The 18,894-nt window shown below is 45.1% G+C and carries 18 protein-coding genes; 9 read left to right on the plus strand and 9 right to left on the minus strand.

Annotation, left to right across the window (positions count from 1 at the left end; genetic code table 11):
- Positions 1 to 167: 167 nt before the first annotated feature.
- From QUA80_RS23470 to QUA80_RS23485, 4 genes are all read right to left on the minus strand, one after another.
- Positions 168 to 2,522, minus strand: coding sequence for a hypothetical protein (locus QUA80_RS23470; protein ID WP_333427426.1), 2,355 nt, complete (start codon positions 2,520 to 2,522; stop codon positions 168 to 170).
- Positions 2,523 to 2,632: 110 nt separating this feature from the next.
- Positions 2,633 to 3,055 (minus strand): plasmid mobilization protein, encoded by a 423-nt coding sequence (locus QUA80_RS23475; RefSeq protein ID WP_333427427.1) that lies wholly within the window; start codon positions 3,053 to 3,055, stop codon positions 2,633 to 2,635.
- A gap of 485 nt (positions 3,056 to 3,540) precedes the next feature.
- Complete coding sequence (locus tag QUA80_RS23480; protein WP_333427428.1) at positions 3,541 to 3,798, minus strand: hypothetical protein; 258 nt, start codon at positions 3,796 to 3,798, stop codon at positions 3,541 to 3,543.
- 1,255 nt (positions 3,799 to 5,053) lie between these two features.
- Entirely contained in the window at positions 5,054 to 5,176 is a 123-nt protein-coding gene (locus tag QUA80_RS23485; protein ID WP_333427429.1) for a hypothetical protein, read from the minus strand.
- 143 nt (positions 5,177 to 5,319) lie between these two features.
- On the opposite strand from QUA80_RS23485, the gene QUA80_RS23490 reads away from it, so the two are divergent.
- On the plus strand, positions 5,320 to 5,526 hold the full coding sequence (locus tag QUA80_RS23490) for a hypothetical protein (RefSeq protein WP_333427430.1): 207 nt from the start codon (positions 5,320 to 5,322) through the stop codon (positions 5,524 to 5,526).
- Positions 5,527 to 5,629: 103 nt separating this feature from the next.
- Here the strand turns inward: QUA80_RS23490 and QUA80_RS23495 are convergent, their stop codons facing one another.
- Positions 5,630 to 8,236, minus strand: a complete 2,607-nt coding sequence (locus tag QUA80_RS23495) for a Tn3 family transposase (protein ID WP_445302281.1) — start codon at positions 8,234 to 8,236, stop codon at positions 5,630 to 5,632.
- Positions 8,237 to 8,338: 102 nt separating this feature from the next.
- On the opposite strand from QUA80_RS23495, the gene QUA80_RS23500 reads away from it, so the two are divergent.
- From QUA80_RS23500 to QUA80_RS23515, 4 genes are all read left to right on the plus strand, one after another.
- Positions 8,339 to 8,965, plus strand: coding sequence for a recombinase family protein (locus QUA80_RS23500; protein ID WP_333427431.1), 627 nt, complete (start codon positions 8,339 to 8,341; stop codon positions 8,963 to 8,965).
- Positions 8,966 to 9,748: 783 nt separating this feature from the next.
- Entirely contained in the window at positions 9,749 to 10,426 is a 678-nt protein-coding gene (locus QUA80_RS23505; RefSeq protein ID WP_333427432.1) for an Npun_F0813 family protein, read from the plus strand.
- Positions 10,427 to 10,582: 156 nt separating this feature from the next.
- Positions 10,583 to 11,647: a hypothetical protein gene (locus QUA80_RS23510; protein ID WP_333427433.1), complete on the plus strand. Its 1,065-nt coding sequence runs from the start codon at positions 10,583 to 10,585 to the stop codon at positions 11,645 to 11,647.
- A 298-nt stretch (positions 11,648 to 11,945) separates the two neighbouring features.
- Complete coding sequence (locus QUA80_RS23515) at positions 11,946 to 12,938, plus strand: hypothetical protein (RefSeq protein WP_333427434.1); 993 nt, start codon at positions 11,946 to 11,948, stop codon at positions 12,936 to 12,938.
- 61 nt (positions 12,939 to 12,999) lie between these two features.
- Here the strand turns inward: QUA80_RS23515 and QUA80_RS23520 are convergent, their stop codons facing one another.
- Positions 13,000 to 13,257 carry a hypothetical protein gene (locus tag QUA80_RS23520; RefSeq protein WP_333427435.1) on the minus strand — a complete coding sequence of 86 codons (258 nt, stop codon included), beginning with the start codon at positions 13,255 to 13,257 and terminating at the stop codon, positions 13,000 to 13,002.
- 403 nt (positions 13,258 to 13,660) lie between these two features.
- On the opposite strand from QUA80_RS23520, the gene QUA80_RS23525 reads away from it, so the two are divergent.
- Together QUA80_RS23525 and QUA80_RS23530 are read left to right on the plus strand one after the other, a co-directional pair.
- Positions 13,661 to 14,014, plus strand: a complete 354-nt coding sequence (locus QUA80_RS23525) for an IS630 transposase-related protein (RefSeq protein ID WP_333427436.1) — start codon at positions 13,661 to 13,663, stop codon at positions 14,012 to 14,014.
- An 81-nt stretch (positions 14,015 to 14,095) separates the two neighbouring features.
- The gene (locus QUA80_RS23530) at positions 14,096 to 14,608 is read left to right on the plus strand and encodes an IS630 family transposase (RefSeq protein WP_333427465.1); all 513 of its coding nucleotides are present in this window, start codon (positions 14,096 to 14,098) and stop codon (positions 14,606 to 14,608) included.
- On the opposite strand, the gene QUA80_RS23535 is transcribed toward QUA80_RS23530, so the two are convergent.
- Together QUA80_RS23535 and QUA80_RS23540 are read right to left on the minus strand one after the other, a co-directional pair.
- Complete coding sequence (locus QUA80_RS23535; protein WP_333427466.1) at positions 14,593 to 15,048, minus strand: transposase; 456 nt, start codon at positions 15,046 to 15,048, stop codon at positions 14,593 to 14,595. The two genes, QUA80_RS23530 and QUA80_RS23535, sit on opposite strands and share 16 nt — an antisense overlap.
- Entirely contained in the window at positions 15,026 to 15,562 is a 537-nt protein-coding gene (locus QUA80_RS23540) for a winged helix-turn-helix domain-containing protein (RefSeq protein WP_333427437.1), read from the minus strand. The genes QUA80_RS23535 and QUA80_RS23540 overlap by 23 nt, the downstream gene beginning before the upstream one ends.
- Before the next feature lie 427 nt (positions 15,563 to 15,989).
- Between QUA80_RS23540 and QUA80_RS23545 the strand changes: the two genes are divergently transcribed.
- Together QUA80_RS23545 and QUA80_RS23550 are read left to right on the plus strand one after the other, a co-directional pair.
- Entirely contained in the window at positions 15,990 to 18,005 is a 2,016-nt protein-coding gene (locus QUA80_RS23545) for a PatA/PatG family cyanobactin maturation protease (protein WP_333427467.1), read from the plus strand.
- Positions 18,006 to 18,115: 110 nt separating this feature from the next.
- Positions 18,116 to 18,307, plus strand: a complete 192-nt coding sequence (locus QUA80_RS23550; RefSeq protein ID WP_333427438.1) for a DUF5837 family cyanobactin class RiPP — start codon at positions 18,116 to 18,118, stop codon at positions 18,305 to 18,307.
- Positions 18,308 to 18,338: 31 nt separating this feature from the next.
- Here the strand turns inward: QUA80_RS23550 and QUA80_RS23555 are convergent, their stop codons facing one another.
- Positions 18,339 to 18,875 (minus strand): transposase, encoded by a 537-nt coding sequence (locus QUA80_RS23555; protein ID WP_445302284.1) that lies wholly within the window; start codon positions 18,873 to 18,875, stop codon positions 18,339 to 18,341.
- Positions 18,876 to 18,894 lie beyond the last annotated feature (19 nt).

The raw sequence follows: 18,894 nt of genomic DNA on the forward strand, positions 1-18,894 counted from the left end.
TGAGGACGCCCAGACATTTTAATATTCTCCTTTACTTTTCAGGTAACTCTAGCATAACTTTAGAAAAATGGTATAATGCCTTGGTTAGTAACGCTGGCGCGATGGGCATGAGAGCGGTAGTTGTCGTTCAAGTAATCGTTTTGCATTGGATTTTTCCTCAAAATGGTTTAAGCTTGCAATTCGTTGCTGTCTTCTTGCGATCGTTCTTTGCGTTCTGGCGAGGTATAGTTGTAGTCTTTAGAGGCTTGAGAAGCTCTAGATTGAGTTTTTTGTGGCTCTGGGGAGCCGACTACAGCCTCCATTTCTTCAACAGCAATGTGGCACTGTCGAACGTCTGGCGGCTTTCCTTTGACCAGAACGGCATCGAACACTTGTGCGTCACCTTGGCGGGGGTCAGTTCCTATCAGTTGTTTTGACCCGTCCGGCAGATCCAGTATTTCAAATTCGTATTTGACTGCCCCGGTCGTGCCGTCTTCGCGGCGCGATTCTTTCCAAGGAAACACTGGATCTTTTTCTCCGCTAAAGCGTTTGGGAAAGGTGTCCTGAAACTTTTCAACTAAAGCCTGGGCAGTTGCTAGTTTGTTGTACTCTTCTTGCGACTGAGGCAATTTGAAAATGGCTTCTTTTTCTTCGGGAGTTAGCTTGTCCCGATCTGGCTCAAATTTCCAGCGATCGCCATTCTTGGTTCCGGCAAAAATTTCGGTATTATCGCTGCCTTTTACGGCAACTTTAACTTCGTTATTTTCACCAGTTACATACAAGCTGCCGCCACCATCAAATGCAATTCCCGATCGGGGAGACTGTCCCGTAGCGAAAGCATAATTGACCAAGCAATCTGCTACAGCTTCTCGCTGCTGCTGTACTTTTGTTTGAGCTACCATTTTGCTAAGAAGATCCTCTGGTTCGCTTTCCTCCTTGTCGATACTGTTAGGTGCAGTAACTGCGGGCTGAACTTTTTGACGGGTTTCTGGCACTTTTGAATTAGGATTAAATTCCGATCCAACAGGCATTTCAACGGTCATTTTATGTTCTAGTTTGTCAACGATGCTTTCAAGGCGATCCAACCTCTTTGAGAGGTTGCCTAAATAGTCTTGAATTTGGTCTAACTGTTCGCTGATGCTGGTATCTTTATCGAGCTGTAAAGGCCTAGATTTCTGGGATTTTGGGTTGAGCTTGCTCTCTAGATCGCCAATCTTTTCGCCAATTTTAGCTGCCTTGGTTTCGGGATTGTTGATTTGAATTCCCTTGGTTCCCTTGGCTTCAATGTCGCGATTGCTTCTCTGAGGCTGGCTCGTTTCCAATTCCTCTGGTTCAGTTGCAGCAGGTGGTTCTAATACCTGCTTAGCCCGTTCAGCAAGTTTTTCAGTGCGTGTATCTATCGCCTCTATGCCGGAAATGACATCAGCGTGTTTAGCACGAGTCGCAACTCGGTCGGCGCGAGTGTTTAATGAGTCAATCTGTTCGAGAATTTTTTCGAGTTTTTCTGCTTGTTCTTTTTCCCTCGCTTGTTCAATGTAATCAATTAGTTCCCCAATACTCTTTGCTCCAAGTAGACCCATTAAAGAGGCAGTTTGAACGGTTAAGCCACTTACGGTTAATCCGTTAATTTCGCTTCCCATAGAAGCGACACTTGCTCCTTGGCGTTCGGTTTCTTTTAGAACAGTTTCAACGGTGTCGAGTAAAGGATATTTTGCTTCGGGATATTTTGCTTCGGGCTGTTCAGCCACTTTTTGCTTGATTTGTCCGTTATCATTCTGATTTTGAACGCTGCGATTTTTAGCGATTTTGCCCAATACACCATTGGGGATAGGAGCATCCTCATCATCAGAAAGTAGTTCTTCAATATTATCTTCTTCCTCCTTTTTTTTCGTTCTGCTGGCAGTTTTTTGAGAAGCTACTGACTTTCCTAGCTGGCGTTTGGACTGCGATGATTTGCGAGTTTGCGTATTGTGGCTGGGAAGGTCTGTATCTTCTTCTAGATCGCTTAAATCATCCTCCAATTCATCATCTAGTTCATCATCTAGTTCTTCATCAAATTCTTCGGAAATGCTGTCCTCCTCTAATTCATCAGTGGCATCCAGCCCGATTAAGTCCATAATTTGGGATGGAGTATAGTAATTGTTATTGTCTTTGGTTTCAACGTCGGCCTGTTTCAGATTTTTTACTAAATAGACACCGCTGGTTCTCTGGCTGGGGTCTTTAGTTAAATAGAAAACAAAGCCAGACACCTCGCCTCCTTTTCCTTCAGTAACTAAATCCATGCTGACACTAGCTTTGTGATTGCCAGATTCATTGATTCTGTCGGGTCGTTTGTTGAAGGATTCAACGAAGTTTTTGAAATCATCCCAGTCCTCAATGTCGCCTTCTTCTTGGATTGTTTCTATGGCAGCATCGAGGGTTTCCTGAATGTGTTCTAGTTTTTTGACGTGTTTGGGATCTGTGGCTGTTAGGACAGACCAAGTACGTTTTGGGGCTGAGAATTGTCTTTTGGAGTTTGGCTTAGTTGAGACTTTTGCAGCCATCTTTTCTCACCTCCTACGAGGAAATTAGATGCGATTGTTAGGTTCGATATTGAACTTTCAGCAGTGCTTTAGATTGTCAAACAGGACTATTGGCTAGTTGCGCGATCGCTTTATTGGTAATCCACAAGCGGGGGTATTGGTTCGCGGGTTTGGCTCAAAAGTTCTTTTCTGACTTTGCCTCTTAGTTCTTGGTGATACTCGCCTAGCATTCTGCTGAATTCTTGCAGAACTTCTAGGTTTTGTTTGGGTAACTGTCCTGCTTTTACTGCTGTCTCTACACCCTTGGTCATTTGGCAAATGTGCGTGCTCATTATTCGCAGTTGGGCACAAGTTCCTTCATTGATAGCGGGGACTGTGCGGTTAAGGCTAAAAGCGCGTTTACGCAAGTAGTCAGACAGGCTTTTTTCACCTGATTCTGCGGCAAGTTTCACTAAATCTGCCTTTTCCAAGGTGGTTAGGCGCACTCGGACGACTTCAGTCTTTCCGTTGGGTTTGGAAAGTTGGTTTTTGGCAAGAGTTGCAGTTGTAAGCACATCAATTCTTTAGGGCTAACTAATGGTTTATTAAGGTTAAGTTGAACAGCAAGGGAGTAGGTCAGAGCGGTTTTTGGCATTAAGTTAACTTAATGCTGAGCAACCGATGTTCGCTACAATTTTCTGAACCTTGATGGCAAGGTTTGCGCGGCGATTTATCCATTGCTTTCATTAATTCAATTGTCAGCAATTATGTGGGATATGAGCCTGTTTCTTTCGGTTTATGTTTTGTTCGGTCACAAGTCGCATTAGTGAGAAGTGACCGGAGCAGTTTTTATCATCCATATGGCTGATTCGAGGGTGGATACTGCTGGCTGGATTGCTTGTAGCTTTTGACTGTCAAAGTCGGACATGGTTGTTTTAAAGTCTGTAAATTGCATCATTGTTGAGCATGATTTACAGCCAATCGTGCTTTGTTGTTGAGGACGGCTCTTAGTTTGCGATCGCCGTCGCTCAACAAAGTCTTAATATTTAGTGTTGGTAGTTTAAGCAAGTCTGAGTTGGTATTCCCAGAAGAATCGCTCTGTGTTATCCCGGCTGCGACACAGGTATTTCCAAATGTCCAAGTCTGTGTCCATTACTAGGCCCATGATGATATAAGATTTTTCATTGTCTGTCACTGCATCCCCAAAGTTAAAATCCGGTTGCGCCCAATAATCGGGCAGGGCGATCGTAGTCGGTTCAGGGGCGGTAGCATTGGTTGGATGCGCGATTTCAGTCGGCGCGTAGTGTTTTTGTGGCATTTGGTCGATTTTAAGAGCAAGTGAGCGCCCTGCTTACTGGCGGTAGCCAGAGGAGAGGTATTCGTCAGCTACTTCTGCTGAAGCGAATATATGTCGTTGCCCTTTGCACAAATTCTGACAATTGGGCGATTTGGGCGATTTGCTCATTTTTACCCTCTCTTACGTCTATTTGACATGGCTTGCTATGCGACTGGCGTACTAACTAGGAGGATTCAAGAGGTGTCGGAGTACAAAAAATCAATTAAAAAGCAGCGAAACTTAATTCAACTTAATTAAATTTTGTGAATTTTGGAGGAAATATTAGGAAATATTAGGGACAAGTAGGAGATATTAGGAAAAAAGAGGAAATAAGAGGAAATATAAGGGTTAAAATATAAAGCTTTTTGTAGTCATCAGTAACAATTGTGATGTTGTTTCTTCTCACAAAAAGTTGCACCCTCTGTGTGGAGAATGCAACTCGCGCTTATTGCTGGCAGGCATTACTTCTTAGAAGAACCTGACCTTTGTAGTAGTCGTAACATCACTGGCATGAGTACCTGAATCAGCGAGGCAACAGAGCAGATGAAGATAGCGAACACTCTGCATGAGCATTCTGGCAGCCCGAAAAAATTACTCTTCCACTTCACTTCTCTTATACAAAAGTGCGTTAGCACTGCATTCAATCAAACTCGGCTCCCTGTACTGCAACTCAAGAAGAGAAAAATGCTACCACCTTTGTCCGATAGGTTGATATGCAATAGCTAAATGGCTATAACAAGGCGGCAATCTTTTAGGCAACCTTAACAGCCTATTCAATTAGTTCGACTTGCTCAATTGTGAAAGTACAGCTTGCTATAAATGCTACCACTTTTGAGCCTCTGCTACATTTGCTTAAAATATTTACTGTAGAGTTTGCTGTTAAATTGTTAAATTGATATTAAGCGTACCGGGACAGGAAAAAACCTCAAAATTAACTTTTTGGGGCCGCTCGACGATGAGTTTTTCTGAGTTATTGCTGTAGTTTTTGAGTTTTTATGAGTAAAATTGTGTAAGCTCAGCTTGAACTGTTAACCCAATTTTGGGCGGTGTTAGCAACAAAAAACTCAAATTTATGCAAATTTATGCAAGCTGGGAAGAACTGGAAAAAAGCAGGGAAAGATGGTAGCAAGCAATGTTGGGAGATATATTTATATCGGTAAAGGAAAGATGGTAGCAATAGCAATGTTGGGAGATATATTTATATCGATTTCTCGAACTTGTTGCGAACCCTTGGGCTTCAAGAAACTACAGAACCAGGCGCACCGCTGTGTCGCTGGCAGTATGAGGGCATTTCAATTGATGTGATGCCGTGCGATGAATCGGTGCTGGGGTTTTCCAACCGCTGGTACAGGCCGGGCATTGCTAACTCTATTCGCTACCAACTTCCAAGTGGTAGGCAAATCCTAATTTTTTTAACGCCTTACCTCCTCGCCTCCACGCATAGAAGCTTTCACGGGTAGAGGTGGCGGTAACTTTTATTTTAGTTCCGATATTGAAGACATCGTGGCATTGCTTGACGGGCGTTTGAGTTTGTTCGAGGAAGTGCAGCAAGCTGACGAAGAAGTGAAAGCATTTTTATCAGAATGGTTTCGAGCCGAGTTGGAAAATCTGTGTTCCATCGCGCCTGCTTTCCTCTCGTCCGCTGCTAAAAATTCAGGTCGCACTCGCTTGCTATTGCAAAGAATTGAAAGGCTGGCGATGGTAGTTTAGTAGTTGACGGGGTGAAATGAGCAACCGTACAGAAAGTTAGGCTAAGGCTGAAACGCTTACTACACAGGCATTCTAATCATCCTGTTCGTTAGGGTCATCCTTGTCACGCAGCGAACGCATTTCCCCCTGCATCACGGCAACAGGCAAAGAGAAATGATAACGTCCCAACATATTGATGTGAGAATGTCCTCTCATGCGATAACCGCGCTACATCTTCTTGATTCATGCTCTGTTGGGTGCCGATCAAAGTCAGCGCAGCATCCATATAATATGTATTCCATAGGACTAAAGCATTTACGACCAATCCCAAAGCCGAAAGTTGGTCTTCTTGTCCTTCCTGATAACGTTGACGCAACTCTCCCTTTTGACCATGAAAAATAACTCTGGCAAGCCCATGCCGTCCTTCTCCCCGATTTAGTTGAGTCAAAATTCGACGACGATAAGCTTCATCATCGACATAGTTTAATAGGTACAAAGTTTTGGCTATACGCCCCAACTCCCCAATCGCTCGACCCAGAACAGAAGGCTTGTCACTTCGGTATAAAGTTCGGATAATATCTGTTGCGCTCACCGTTCCTAACTTTAAAGAACCTGCAACTCGCAGTATGTCATCCCAATAATTTTCAATAAAAGCGATATTGACCCGCTGCCGTGCTATTCCATTTAGAACCCCATAATTTGCTGAAGAATCTAAACGCCAAAAGCGAGCCTCTCCCACATCAGCCAGTCGAGGGCTGAATTGGTAGCCCAGTAACCAGAAAAGACCGAATATTACATCACTATAACCACTTGTGTCAGTCATGATCTCCTTGGGTTCAAGAGATGTCTGTTGCTCCAAAAGCCCCACCAACACAACCAGAGAGTCGCGCAGTGTTCCAGGAACCACCAAACCGTGAAAACCTGTAAACTGGTCTGAGGTAAAATTGTAATAAGTAATACCTCGACCCCGACCAAAATATTTGCTATTTGGGCCTGAATTTAGTGTCTGCACAGGCACCACAAAACGCAATCCATCTGCCAAAGCCACTTCTCCCCCACCCCAAGTCTGCGCTAATGGAATATGAGTTTGAGCATCAACCAACCGGGCATTAGCACGAATCAAAGTTTCAGAACGAAGGTAATTTTGCTGTATCCAAGCCAATCGATTGCGAGTCAGGGCTGGGATATCTGCGCGGCTCACTGGCTTGAGACCAATGTTGCAACTCTGAGCTATCAGCACTGCACAGACACTAATGGGTAAATCCGTTACTCGTGAGTTTTCTTGACTACAATGGTTAAATTCATCCATAAACCCTGTTTTCGCATGGATTTCCAGCAAGGCTTCCGGCAAATCCACACGGGGGAGTAGTTCTGATACCAGTATTTTGAGAGCTTTTAAACTGGCAGGTTCTTCCAACTTATCCAGGTTGGTTATTGTTAAAGTATCACGTCCTTTTTTGTTAGGTTCAACTCTTACTGCTGCATTGCTGGGCAAATTATTAGCAGTGCGAAGAAATGCAAAATTGAGCTGCTGCTTCAATTTTTCTAGTTCTGCTTCAGGTGTTGGTTGTAGGTTTAGTGCGCGACAAACCTGCGGTCTGGCTGACTCCCAATCTGAACCTTGTAGTAATTTGGCATGGGGGTTACTCCAACGTATACTGGGAGTGATAAACAATTCTCTCCGGCGTAAACCCTCACACAATCGCTCTAAAGTACAGAAAGTATAAGCGCGACGGTCAATAAAAGCTGCGGCATCCAAGTCTTTTATTGTGCGTAGCCGTTCCTTTTTTCCATCCCGCACTGATTTGGAGAGTAAATCCTTGATCAATAACTCCAGCACATCGAGGGTTTCATCAGCAGCTTCCGCTTCCAGGATGTGAATAAAGGCAAGTAGAGTTGCAATTCTCCGCTCAAAAGGCATACGGGCAATCGCAGCTACACGAATTGTTGCTGCATGGCGGGCAAGAGCTTTTAATCGGCTGGCTGGGATACTAGAAAAGTTTAAAGTATTGATGCCAACTTCACGCACTTTAACCAGACGATTTAAAGCATTGATCAAAGCGGGTGCGCTGTGACGAGTTGGCGATCGCCGTAACTGATCTAGTGGTGTGTACCAAGTTTTCTCATCAGGTAATAGTAAGGCTTCAAGCTTGAACCGTTGTTCGGAAGAAGGAATTTTTGATAACATTCGCCACAGCCTCTTCGCCGTCCGCTCCCGTATGCTGGCAACCAGACGCTCCAAAACTGTAACTCCGGGTAAAAGGATTTTATGTTCAACTAATCTTGCTGTAACCAAGTCAAATAAAACACTGGGGCTTTCCGAACCAACCCAGGCACGTCCATACAGCCAACGAATCAGTTGCCAGTGTCCCGGTTGTCCGCTAAAATCTCGATAGCCATAGCGTTGTTGAATCTCGCCCTGATGTTCCCAATGGGTTACAGTACGCTCAAGGTAGCGTGGCAAACATTCGATATCTGCGATTCCTAACTGAGTGGCTATGTGGGTGATAACACCAGGCAGAACATCAATGGGATTTTCCAAAAAAGTCCCCAAAAACCTGACGCTAACTAGCTGCAAGGCAAAACCCAGACGGTTATGATTTCCACGTCGAATTAAAACGCTTTCCAAATCTGTATCGTCAAGATGAAAGTATCGAGCCAATTGCATTGGTGTTGGTTCCGACTCATAACGTCCGTAGCGTTGCCGCTGTTCGAGAGTAAGAAATCCCATCCATAAGCCCTAAGTTGTACTAATTAAAGTGTAGGTTATTTGGTACAGTAAATAGAAACGGTGCAGTAAGGGTTTGAGACCTATAAAATCCAGAGGGTTTAATTGGTACAAAGAGTTGCCATTTATTGTCGGGTTTCGACAACTGACCAGTCCTGTGAGCGGCAAGAACGGGACTTATTAGAGTATGCTGCCGTTTGTGGTTTTGAGGTAATTGGCATTTGGTTGGAAACAGTGTCTGGAACCAAGCACTATCGCACAGAACGCTCCAAAGTTATGGCGTTGGCTCAAAGTCATAGCATTGATGCCATTTTGGTGACGGAGATGACCCGATGGGGACGTAGCACTATTGATCTAATTGAGACTTTGCAGGAATTGCACAGTTGGCATGTTTCCTTAATTGCTCAAACTGGATTGCAATTTGATTTGAATACACCACAAGGCAGATTAATTGCCCATCTCATGGCATCTTTGGCTGAATTTGAACGGGATTTGCTGCGAGAAAGGGTACGGAGTGGGGTGGCGGCGGCTAAAGCGCGAGGTCAGAAATTTGGCAGACAGCCGGGACAAAGGATCAAAGCAGATAAGTTGGGCTCTAAAGTTTTGCAGATGGTTAGTGAGGGGTATTCTTACCGCAAAATTGCAGAAATTCTCAACCTTAGCAAGACAACAGTCAATGATATTGTCAAACGTCACAAACAGTCAGTCTCGGAAATAGCGTTGGAGAAGTAAACCTGAAAAGCTTATTCAGCAATTGTTTTAGGCTTAGCGTAACTTTCTGTACGGTTGCTCATTTCACCCCTACTTCCAAAATCAAGATCGGAGCGTGGGATTGATGTTCTTACTCACCCTAGCTTTAAGGGTGTTTACCTTGATAGAATTTGTCGTTCGATTGGCTTTGCAAACTTCCCAACAAAAGTTGGCGGGGCTTTATGCTGGCAATCCTAAGAGAGCTACAGAGCGACCCTCTGCTGAGCAATTATTGAAGGCTTTCGACAACCTTAACCTCTATTTATTTCCTGAAAATTCCATTGTTGTTACGACGCTTTCGGATCTTCAACGACAGATACTTTTTTTGCTCAAATTGCCAGAATCCATTTACCACCTACATCTCAAGCCCCATAAGCCTTAATTCCGTCACACCTTTCCAAAATGAGCGAACGGACAGTAGAATAGCGCTAATATAATATTTTGAGCCCAGCAACCCCAAACGCTTTTGCTGGCGGGAGGGAGAGCTGCTTAAATTGGGAACCTTTCAAACATCGTCGGACAGCCGATGTAAGCTTGTTGAGGGTAAAGTAGTCTGAAATATTGCTGTATGAACTAATTCTTAGGGTATTTTAGACCTCCCTGTGAAACAAGAATCACCGTTCTTTTAGGGCTGTGAGTGTCAAGAAGCAAAAAACCTAAATCAGTGATATTTAAAATCACCGGACTTTTAGGACAGCGATCGCGTCAAAAATCAGTGCCAAAAGCACAGCACCTCGGCCATGACAGGAGTCAAAGCGCAGTGTCATGTTTATTCTGAAACGGCAGGATGTTGAAATATCTAACTTTCAACACCCAAAACGGGATCAGCAGATTCCAATTCTCAATTATCAGGGGCAGACATTTCGCCTGATCAGCGCCTTCAACGGCAAGCAAGCAGAAGACGCCAGAGCCTTGTGGCGGGATTTAACCGACAACCGAGGCAAAGCCTGCGTCCTGCTGGAAGAGCCGGATCGGTACAACGTCTGGGGCAAAGTCCGCTTAGACCAGCTCATCGGCGAAGAGGCTGGTGGTGCGGACGCAGCAGCCAAACCGCCGCTGTTCGCCCAAGCCTGCCTGCTGCTGCTCCAAGCAGTTTATTTCGATGTCGAAGACCTCCTAGGGGCAAGGCAAGCCGCATCGTTTCAGAAAGATATCGCCAAGGTATTTCAACAGGGAAACTTCCCCCAGGCAGACTCCCCTGATGCGGTCAAAAATTGGTTAACTGTCAGCCCCTTGCAAAGTCACAAAGTACCGCCTTGGCAAGAGCAGCATCTCAAAACCTTGCTGCAAGAACTGCACCGTTTGGGCAAATCGTATTTTGGCGATACCGGTTTCGCTGAAGGAGTGAATGAGGTGCTGCAAGATATGCCAGCACCCGATCGCAATCAGTTTTTAGATTGGCTCAAACAATCAGCCCTCAACAAACTGTGGATTGCAACATAAAAAATCTCGGACAATTGCTCGGACGATCGCGATCCCGGTCAAGCAACAAGCTAATCCGGTGTCAAGCTGTTATCGATCGAGCAGATTGTTAAGTCCGTTTAGATGCCACATCACCTTGTGGCAATAAAATTGCTAGTTAGACCTCTAAAAATCCCTATGAGCAGCACTTCAGAAAAGTCATCTACTTCTCCATCTTTGTTTTCAGCTCAGAACCTCGTCATTGCTGGCATTACCTGGGCTGTCATGGCGCTGCTGTTTTTTTTGCTATTCAGCGTCCCCGTCTCCAAAGAAGAGGGTCTGCCACTTTGGTACTCGATCGGCACTTTGGTTTTTGAATGCGGGGCATATCTCGGAGCGGCGCTAGTTTGTTTTAGAAACTGGCAAAGCCCTCATATGGTCAGCGGGCGCAACGTCTGGCTGGGGATTGGTCTCGGGATGCTGTTCTACTTTATCGCCGGCGTGCTATTTGGCATTTGGGAACTCTATTTCGGGATTGACCCGGACGTGTCCCCAGCCGATGCCTTTTATCTGGTCAGTTATGTGGCATTGATCGGGGGCATGGTTCTAGCCGTGACTTCCAAGCGGCTGAATCTAGAAATTTGGCAGTGGGGTCTGTTATCGGGAATTGCTGCTTTTGGGATTGTTGTAGCGCTCTGGGTGGCGGCTCCTGACTCTTGGAGGGCACAGCTAGGGCTAGCTCCGGCATCGACTCAAGAAGTAGTGACCCAAACTGCACCAGACTCAAATCAAGCAACAGCCAAAGCCCCTGGTTTGAAGGACTCGCCCGGGTCAAAGGCAAAAGGATCGACATCGCCTGATGCTAAGCCTGCACCGGACGCAGCAGAAAAAACTAAAACTCCAGCTCCCGCATGGGTTACAGCACTAGATGAGCAACTGTTGCCCTATGCTTATGCCATCAATATGTTTTACATTGTGGGTGATGTTTTTCTGCTGATTATTGCTACAGCACTGCTGCTGGCATTCTGGGGAGGACGTTTTTCGCAATCTTGGCGGATGATTGCGGCTGCAACTTTTTCGCTGTATATCGGGGATATGTACTTTAAGTGGCGTGATACTCAGGCCGAGGGCAGTTACCAAAGTGGCAGTTTGCCGGAAGTATTTTTTATTTTCAGCGCCGTCCTGTTCGGAATAGGAGCTATCTTGGAACATGACATCTCAACCCGTTCTCGCCAGAGCAGGCGTGGCAGGCGCACTGCGTAGCGAGTTAAACTCGACAGCGGCAGGCTGCTAATGGGGCAGGCTACTAGGGATGCAAAAAAGACTTTGCATCCCCCAACAACATTCTGGTCGTTTAAATCCAGCTCGACATCGCAGTTTGCTGCTCGTTACCCTGGCTCGAAATACTTATTGTGGCTGGGAAACTCGCCATCATAACTAATTCTTCAAAAGTTGGATTTTATTTGATATTATCGGGAAATTAGGCAGGCAGTTCAGGTATGGCGGGACTCGATGGTGCCCGTTAGCCACCAAGTCCGAAAAGTCAAAGTTTTGGATAACCATGACGCCCACAAAACTCTCCGATTCTGACAAATCCGAAATCCTCAGGCTGTACCGACAGTCGGACGAGAACACTATCACTCTGGCCAAGCGGTACGGAGTGAGCAGTTCTACTGTGAGGCGCATTCTTCAGAGTGCTTTGTCGGATTTTGAATACGAATCTCTAGTCCATCAAAAACAAAAACGTTTACCCGATCGCGCTAGCGTTCTGGAACCGACAGAGGATGCTGCTGACTCCTCGCAGTCCGTTAGTGAGTCAGATCCTCTGTACCCCCCTGTGTCGGAGTCGCGGGCAAATTCGAGTTCAAGACTCCGGAGGCATTCTTTATCTACTGGTGAATCGATTGCTGGGAGTGAAGCTCGATCGACTTTACTCTCAGGTTCAGGTATTTCTCACTTGTCAGAAGCTGAAGCAGCTAATCTTACAGAGCGCTCAGATGAGTTCGCTGTGGCGGGCAAGTTAAAAAATGAGATCCCAGAATCTGGAATGCTTGCAGGTGAAGATTTTAGCGATTTTGATGATGGGGAGGATGAGGAAGAAGACGATGATACAGATTTAGATGACTTTGACGCAGAGGATTTGGACGAGGCAGACTCTCTATTTGCTGCTAGTTTGCTGGGTGTTCGATCGAGGGGGGCGTCTGGCGAACTGCGGGCAAAAACGATGATTCAAGTTTTGCCTTTAAGTGAAGCCTCTATTCCCAAAATTTGCTATTTGGTGGTCGATCGGGCTGCGGAGTTAATTGTTAGACCTCTGAAAGCTTTTGGCGAACTCGGTCAAATTCCGCCTGAGGAAATTCGAGAGAAAACTTTGCCAGTTTTTGACAATCATCGAGTCGCACGCCGATTTTCGACTCGCAATCAAAGAGTTTGTAAGGTTCCTGACGGCAGGATGTTGCAAAAAACAGCCCATTATTTGCAAGCCAAGGGATTTACTCGGCTGCTGATTGACGGTCAGGTGTATTCAACTGAGACAGACAAAATACTCAATTAATTCGATCGTTCAGTTCAACCTATTTAGTTGAGAATCCTCTGTGTTAGAACCAGGAAATATGTCAAATTTCTTCTAAGGGTTCTGTGCGATCGGGGTTTACTCGATCGTCCCGAAATTGGGGACGGCGAGAAACTGCGGGTTCTTCTGATATACTCCACAACGGCAGCAGCACCGCTCCTCCGATCGCGCCGGTACTGAATCCGAGTGCCAATACTACTCCGACTGGCATTTGTATTGATTTCAAAAAGAGAAAGTTTAAACCCACATTCCGCACCCCCAACTGGCACATACGCGGATTGAGGAGGTAAAAGTGAATCATCGGGGATAATAATGAGTAAAAATACTCCAAAATTTGTGCAACTATCGCATCATCCAGTTCGGAATCCCTAAAAATTGACGCGAGGGCATGAATTAAATCTTCTTAACCCATAAAACGTCAAAAATCAGACCGTTAACAACTATTAATTCCAGCATATATCGCCTGCATTATGACAATAATACATCACTGCTGAATCAACAATTATTTAATTCTACGTCAATTTTAACAATCAATATTCAACTTCATTTCACAACAAGAAATAATAAGACCGACAGGTGACTGGAAACAAATTTAATACAGCCAACCGTTCGGATGTCAAATTAGAAACTTGCTGAATTCCTTGAATACAAACGGTATGAATCGATTGAAATCTCTGGTAAGAATAAATTAAAAAAATACACCAATGAAAGCATATTCAGTAGATTTGCGAACAAAAATAGTAGCAGCCCATCTAGATCAGAAGCTGTCGATCGGAAAAACAGCAGAAATATTTGCTTGCAGTAAAAGCTTAGTTCAAAAACTGGTCAAGCAACAAAAAATAGAGGGGAATTTACAGCCGAGACCTAGGGGGAAACCGAGATATAGTCATTTGAAGAATTCCACAGCTTCTTTGAGAGAAATAGTGGCAGCACATTCCGATGCAACCTTACTAGAATTGTGTGAGTTATTTGCCCAGAAAACGGGAAATTGGGTGGGTAGAACAGCCATGTGTAACGCATTACAAAAGTTGGAATTAAATCGTAAAAAAAAACAGTGAGAAATAGCCAAGCCGGCACTGAAAGAGTCATGAAATTAAGGTTAGAGTATTGGGAAAAAGTCAAGCATATCGACCCAAACAATAAGCGTATTTTTAGATGAGACTGGAGTATTATTAGGTTTAACCAGAACTCATGCACGTTCCCAACGAAGAACGAGAGCCTATGCGGTCAAACCTTTTTATCGAGGTCAAAAAGTCACAGTAATTGGTGCAATTAGTCTCACGCAAGTAGTGGCATTAATGACCATAGATAACTCGATGGATAGCCAAGTATTTGAGGTGTTTATAGAGAAATTCTTAGTGCCACAATTGTGGGAGGGAGCAGTAGTAGTGATGGATAACTTACGAGCCCATAAAGCAGATGTAATTAAGCCTATGGTTGAAGCTGTGGGTGCTTCTATCTTGTGTTTGTCCCCATACTCACCTGACTTTAATCCAATTGAATTATGGTGGTCGCAACTCAAATCTTTATTGCGACGGTTTTCACCAACCACCACTAAAATGGTTGACACGATAATTGCTGTCGCTCTTGACTTGATGAATCCGAAACATCTTAAAAACTGGTTTACTAATTGCTGTTACTGTACCTCATAACATCCGGAAGTGCTGTATTCTACCAGGTTATAATCCGGTGAATAAGGAGGTGTATGGATAAATTCTATTTCTAAGGTTGAGTCGATACCCAGTTCCGATAATTCGCTTTTTAACAGATTTTTCATCTTTTTCTTGTGCGTCGAATTGTTATCTAAAATTACTGTTAATTTGTGAAATCCTTGTTGGGATGCCTCGCTACATAACTCAATAAAATAGCTAACAATGTCCTCTGTTTTGGCGCGCTGAGTTAATTTTAAATATTCTTCACCTGTAATGGCATCCACACTCATCAGTCCATTAAATTTATTTCGTTTCCTTTCATTGCTTGGGATTTGCAGTCTGCTATTCTTTTGTGCCCAAGCATAAAATAAGCTGGGGCGATCGTAAACAGCAAATTCGTCAAAAAAGATGATTTTCTCACCTACTTGCTGCCATAACAGTTTTTTTAAGGATAGCTATAAACTCTTTCTGAAGTTCTTTGTCAGCATTTGCATAATCGCGATGTGCCTTTTGGTGGGATAATTTTAGTGAGTCGAGAATTTCATAGATACGACTATCTTTGAGTGAAACACCCCATCTTTGTTCAATCACTTCGCTAATTATCTTCCCAGTCCAAATGTATCTATCTATACCATAGTCCGTTGGGGTGGTTTCTACAATCATTCTTTTGAGTTCCATCTGTTGTGACTCATTTAAACGAGAGGGAACTTGATGTGTAATTTGTTTGGTTAGTTCCAACAATCCACCTTGTAAAAATTTATCTATCCATTCAGTTAAAGTTACATAGCTACATCCCACCTGTTGAGCGACTTCTGACCTACCCTTTCCTTGCCACAAATATTTAATTGCTAATAATCTTTGCCGGATATAGCTTTGTTGATTTTGATAGTATAACTTTTGCCACAACTCCCAGTTGGGCTGAATTTCACGTAATCTCTCAGTACGGTTTTTCATGACTTAACGCGAGGCTCAATATATTTGCGCTCCTGATTATTGCTATCTATTGTACACTCATCCTCATACTTAGCCTTACTACCTATCTATATTTTATTAAGTATTATTGCTTAGCTGTTTGTGAACTGACAACCAGCTCTCTCGTGGAGCGAACAGTCCACCAATACAAAATCTTCTGGCGGGAAGGGAGTAATCAAGTGAGGCTCTTCGTTTTTGGTCAGCCTCGAAGCGAGGAAATCCAACAAACTTTTAGCCTTGCACCTTTAAACACAGTATGTGGCTTATTAATCTGTATCCTGAGCTACTATTTAACGTGCGCTTACCCTGAAAGGTTACGTTATGTGAATTTTGCTTGAGTAAGCCAAATTGGTCTGGTTTCATGTTTAACTAACTACAACAGAAATTTGAATAAGAGGCAGTGATTTCCTTGCAAACTTCAGGAATTTCCTTACTAACCTCTCAAACGTTGGGTCATCCACAAGTTTGCATCGCTGTACTCGATGGGCTGGTTGATTTAAAGCATCCCTGTTTCCAAGGTACAGACTTGACTCAGCTATCGACTTTAGTTAGTGGACAGGCGAAACCGGATGGCGGGATGTCTCTTCACGGCACTCATGTTACCAGCGTCATCTTTGGTCAACCGGGTAGCCCAGTCATGGGGATTGCCCCTAAATGCAAAGGGCTGATCGTTCCGGTGTTTCACGACGATCACCTCAACCTATCTCAACTCGATTTAGCCCGTGCGATCGAGCAAGCTGTCAACGCAGGGGCGCACATCATCAACATCAGCGGCGGACAACTCACCGATGAAGGCGAAGCAGAAGGGTGGCTGAAACGCTCGGTTCAGCTTTGTCAAGAAAATAACGTGCTGATTGTGGCGGCAGCAGGCAATGATGGTTGTGCTTGTTTGCACGTTCCGGCAGCCCTGCCTGCGGTGTTAGCAGTTGGGGCAATGGACGATCGAGGTAAACCCATCGACTTCAGCAACTGGGGCGCAACTTACCAGAATCAAGGCATTCTCGCACCGGGTGAGAACATCCTTGGCGCGCAGCCGGGAGGTGGAACAACCCGGTTGAGCGGGACAAGTTTTGCCGCACCGATCGCAACGGGCGTAGCGGCGCTGCTGTTAAGTTTACAAATTCAGCGGGGCGAAAAACCCGATCCGCAAAAAGTTAGAGCGGCAATCTTAAATAGTGCTTTGCCTTGCACGCCTGCTGATACAACAGACGCGAGTCGTTGTTTAGTTGGCAAGCTCAATATTCCTGGTTCACTTGAATATCTTTTTGGAGAAACTGTGTCAGACACTAGGGAAGCGATCGCTGCATCTGGTTGCGGCTGCGGTGGAATGGAACAAAGCGAGGTCGAGTCACCCGAACACGCTCCTATTGATGATTTAATTGATGCAACATCCCTCGCGCAGACGGTTACAGCTGTACAAACCGCCGCACCTGCAAGCCAGTCTCAATCGGCTGCAAATGCGATCGCGCCCTCAATCCTCGTCTCGACTCCTCCATCTACTCACTCTATAAATTCACAATTACCTGCTATGAATTCTGCCTCAAACTTTGTTACTGCTAGTCAAGCACCAAGCGAACTCGCTGATAGTCAACTCGTATATGCGCTAGGAACCCTTGGCTATGACTTCGGGACGGAGGCAAGACGAGACTCTTTTAAACAACTGATGCCTGCCTACAGTATTGGTGGGATTACCGTGCCAGCCAACCCTTACGATGCGCGGCAGATGGTGGATTACTTGGCAGCAAGTCCTTCTGAATCTCGATCGCTCATTTGGACGCTGAACATCGAGTTGACCCCAATTTATGCGATCGAACCCCAAGGAGCATTTGCGCGAGACACCTACGCCGTCTTGCAAGAACTATTGGCAGGGCAAATTCAGGCCGAAAGCAGCGAAGAATTTGTAGAACGGGTGAGTATTCCCGGAGTTTTGACCAGGCGCACCGTGAAGCTATTTTCTGGGCAGGTTGTGCCGCTACTGGCACCGCAAAACCCTCGCGGGATGTATGGTTGGAAGATTAATACACTGGTAGCTGCTGCCATAGAAACGGTGCAAACTACCGTCGGAGATGCCCAAGAAGATGCAATCCGGCGCACGTTGGGCAGCTTCCTCAACCGGATTTATTACGATTTGCGGAATCTCGGCACTACCTCTCAAGATCGGGCGCTCAACTTTGCAGCGACGAATGCGTTCCAGGCGGCTTCCACGTTTGCCGAAGCGGTAGCAACTGGCATGGAACTCGACAGCATCACGGTGGAGAAAAGCCCCTTCTGTCGCTTGGATAGCGATTGTTGGGATGTGAAGCTGAAGTTCTTTGATCCAGAAAACAGTCGCCGTGCCAAGAAGGTGTTCCGGTTCACGATCGATGTCAGCGATTTGATTCCGGTGACACTGGGCGACGTGAGAACTTGGTCTTCGCCGTATTAATCAGACGGCTGGCAAACAGTCTTCTTTTACAAAGGAAGCGGTCAGACCCACCGACTGAGCAACCCTCGACAACGGAACAAAAACACAAACTACAAAAGGAAAAAACTCTCATGGACAAGAAAAACTTGATGCCTCAAGCGGCACAACCTGTCAACCGCAGCACTACCGGACAACTGCCTGCTGAGTTGGCAGAACTGTCGGAAGAAGCCCTGCAACTACATGGCGAAGACTCTGCGAATGCTGTGCTCGCTTCAGGCGAGGATGATGACGCATGTTCTTATGACGGAGGCGACGCAGAATAGGTTCCCACTCTACCTATGTCTGAAAATTTCCTCAAAACTGCCTTTCCTCCCGTCTAGGAGCTTGATTCGCCCGGATGCAAAATCCTCGATACTTTCGGGCGCAGTCTGACAAGCTACTGCCCAATTGCAAAAAAGCAGGATGCCATTGAGTTAAGCCATCATCAGTTAGTTGGTTATAGCTGCCATAGTTGCTGAACTCATAAAAAAAGCCCGATCGCATTTTAGCGGCTTTGGGGTTGCCGTGAATGTACCGTAAGGTGTTGAGCGCCCGTTCCTTGTCTGAAGCCCGAAAACCACCACAGAAATATCGCTTCTCCCAGAAGTGTCCTGTGCGATTCACCATCCGGTTAAAGCACATGGCAGTATACCAGTTGAGCCAGTGCATGATTTTTGGCAAATCATCAGGTTGAATCGGTTCAATCAAATAGTGAACGTGATTCGACAGGATGCAAACTGCATACACCTTAAAATTGAATTTCTCAATTTCTTGTTTGAGGGCATAGACAAACACTTCGCGGCATTCGGATCGTTGCAGTTTAAATTCTCTATTGTTGCAACTGATTGTGATGTGGTAAGCATACCCAGTT

This window comes from Microcoleus sp. F4-D5 (assembly GCF_036704885.1).
GTDB lineage: Bacteria > Cyanobacteriota > Cyanobacteriia > Cyanobacteriales > Microcoleaceae > Microcoleus.

Excerpts from the sequence above, each read along its gene's own strand:
- QUA80_RS23470 (WP_333427426.1), bottom strand. The coding sequence starts at position 2,522 with ATGGCTGCAAAAGTCTCAACTAAGCCAAACTCCAAAAGACAATTCTCA.
- QUA80_RS23480 (WP_333427428.1), bottom strand. The coding sequence starts at position 3,798 with ATGCCACAAAAACACTACGCGCCGACTGAAATCGCGCATCCAACCAAT.
- QUA80_RS23485 (WP_333427429.1), bottom strand. The coding sequence starts at position 5,176 with ATGCCCGGCCTGTACCAGCGGTTGGAAAACCCCAGCACCGATTCATCG.
- QUA80_RS23495 (WP_445302281.1), bottom strand. The coding sequence starts at position 8,236 with ATGGGATTTCTTACTCTCGAACAGCGGCAACGCTACGGACGTTATGAG.
- QUA80_RS23505 (WP_333427432.1), top strand. The coding sequence starts at position 9,749 with ATGTTTATTCTGAAACGGCAGGATGTTGAAATATCTAACTTTCAACAC.
- QUA80_RS23510 (WP_333427433.1), top strand. The coding sequence starts at position 10,583 with ATGAGCAGCACTTCAGAAAAGTCATCTACTTCTCCATCTTTGTTTTCA.
- QUA80_RS23515 (WP_333427434.1), top strand. The coding sequence starts at position 11,946 with ATGACGCCCACAAAACTCTCCGATTCTGACAAATCCGAAATCCTCAGG.
- QUA80_RS23520 (WP_333427435.1), bottom strand. The coding sequence starts at position 13,257 with ATGATTCACTTTTACCTCCTCAATCCGCGTATGTGCCAGTTGGGGGTG.
- QUA80_RS23525 (WP_333427436.1), top strand. The coding sequence starts at position 13,661 with ATGAAAGCATATTCAGTAGATTTGCGAACAAAAATAGTAGCAGCCCAT.
- QUA80_RS23540 (WP_333427437.1), bottom strand. The coding sequence starts at position 15,562 with ATGAAAAACCGTACTGAGAGATTACGTGAAATTCAGCCCAACTGGGAG.
- QUA80_RS23550 (WP_333427438.1), top strand. The coding sequence starts at position 18,116 with ATGGACAAGAAAAACTTGATGCCTCAAGCGGCACAACCTGTCAACCGC.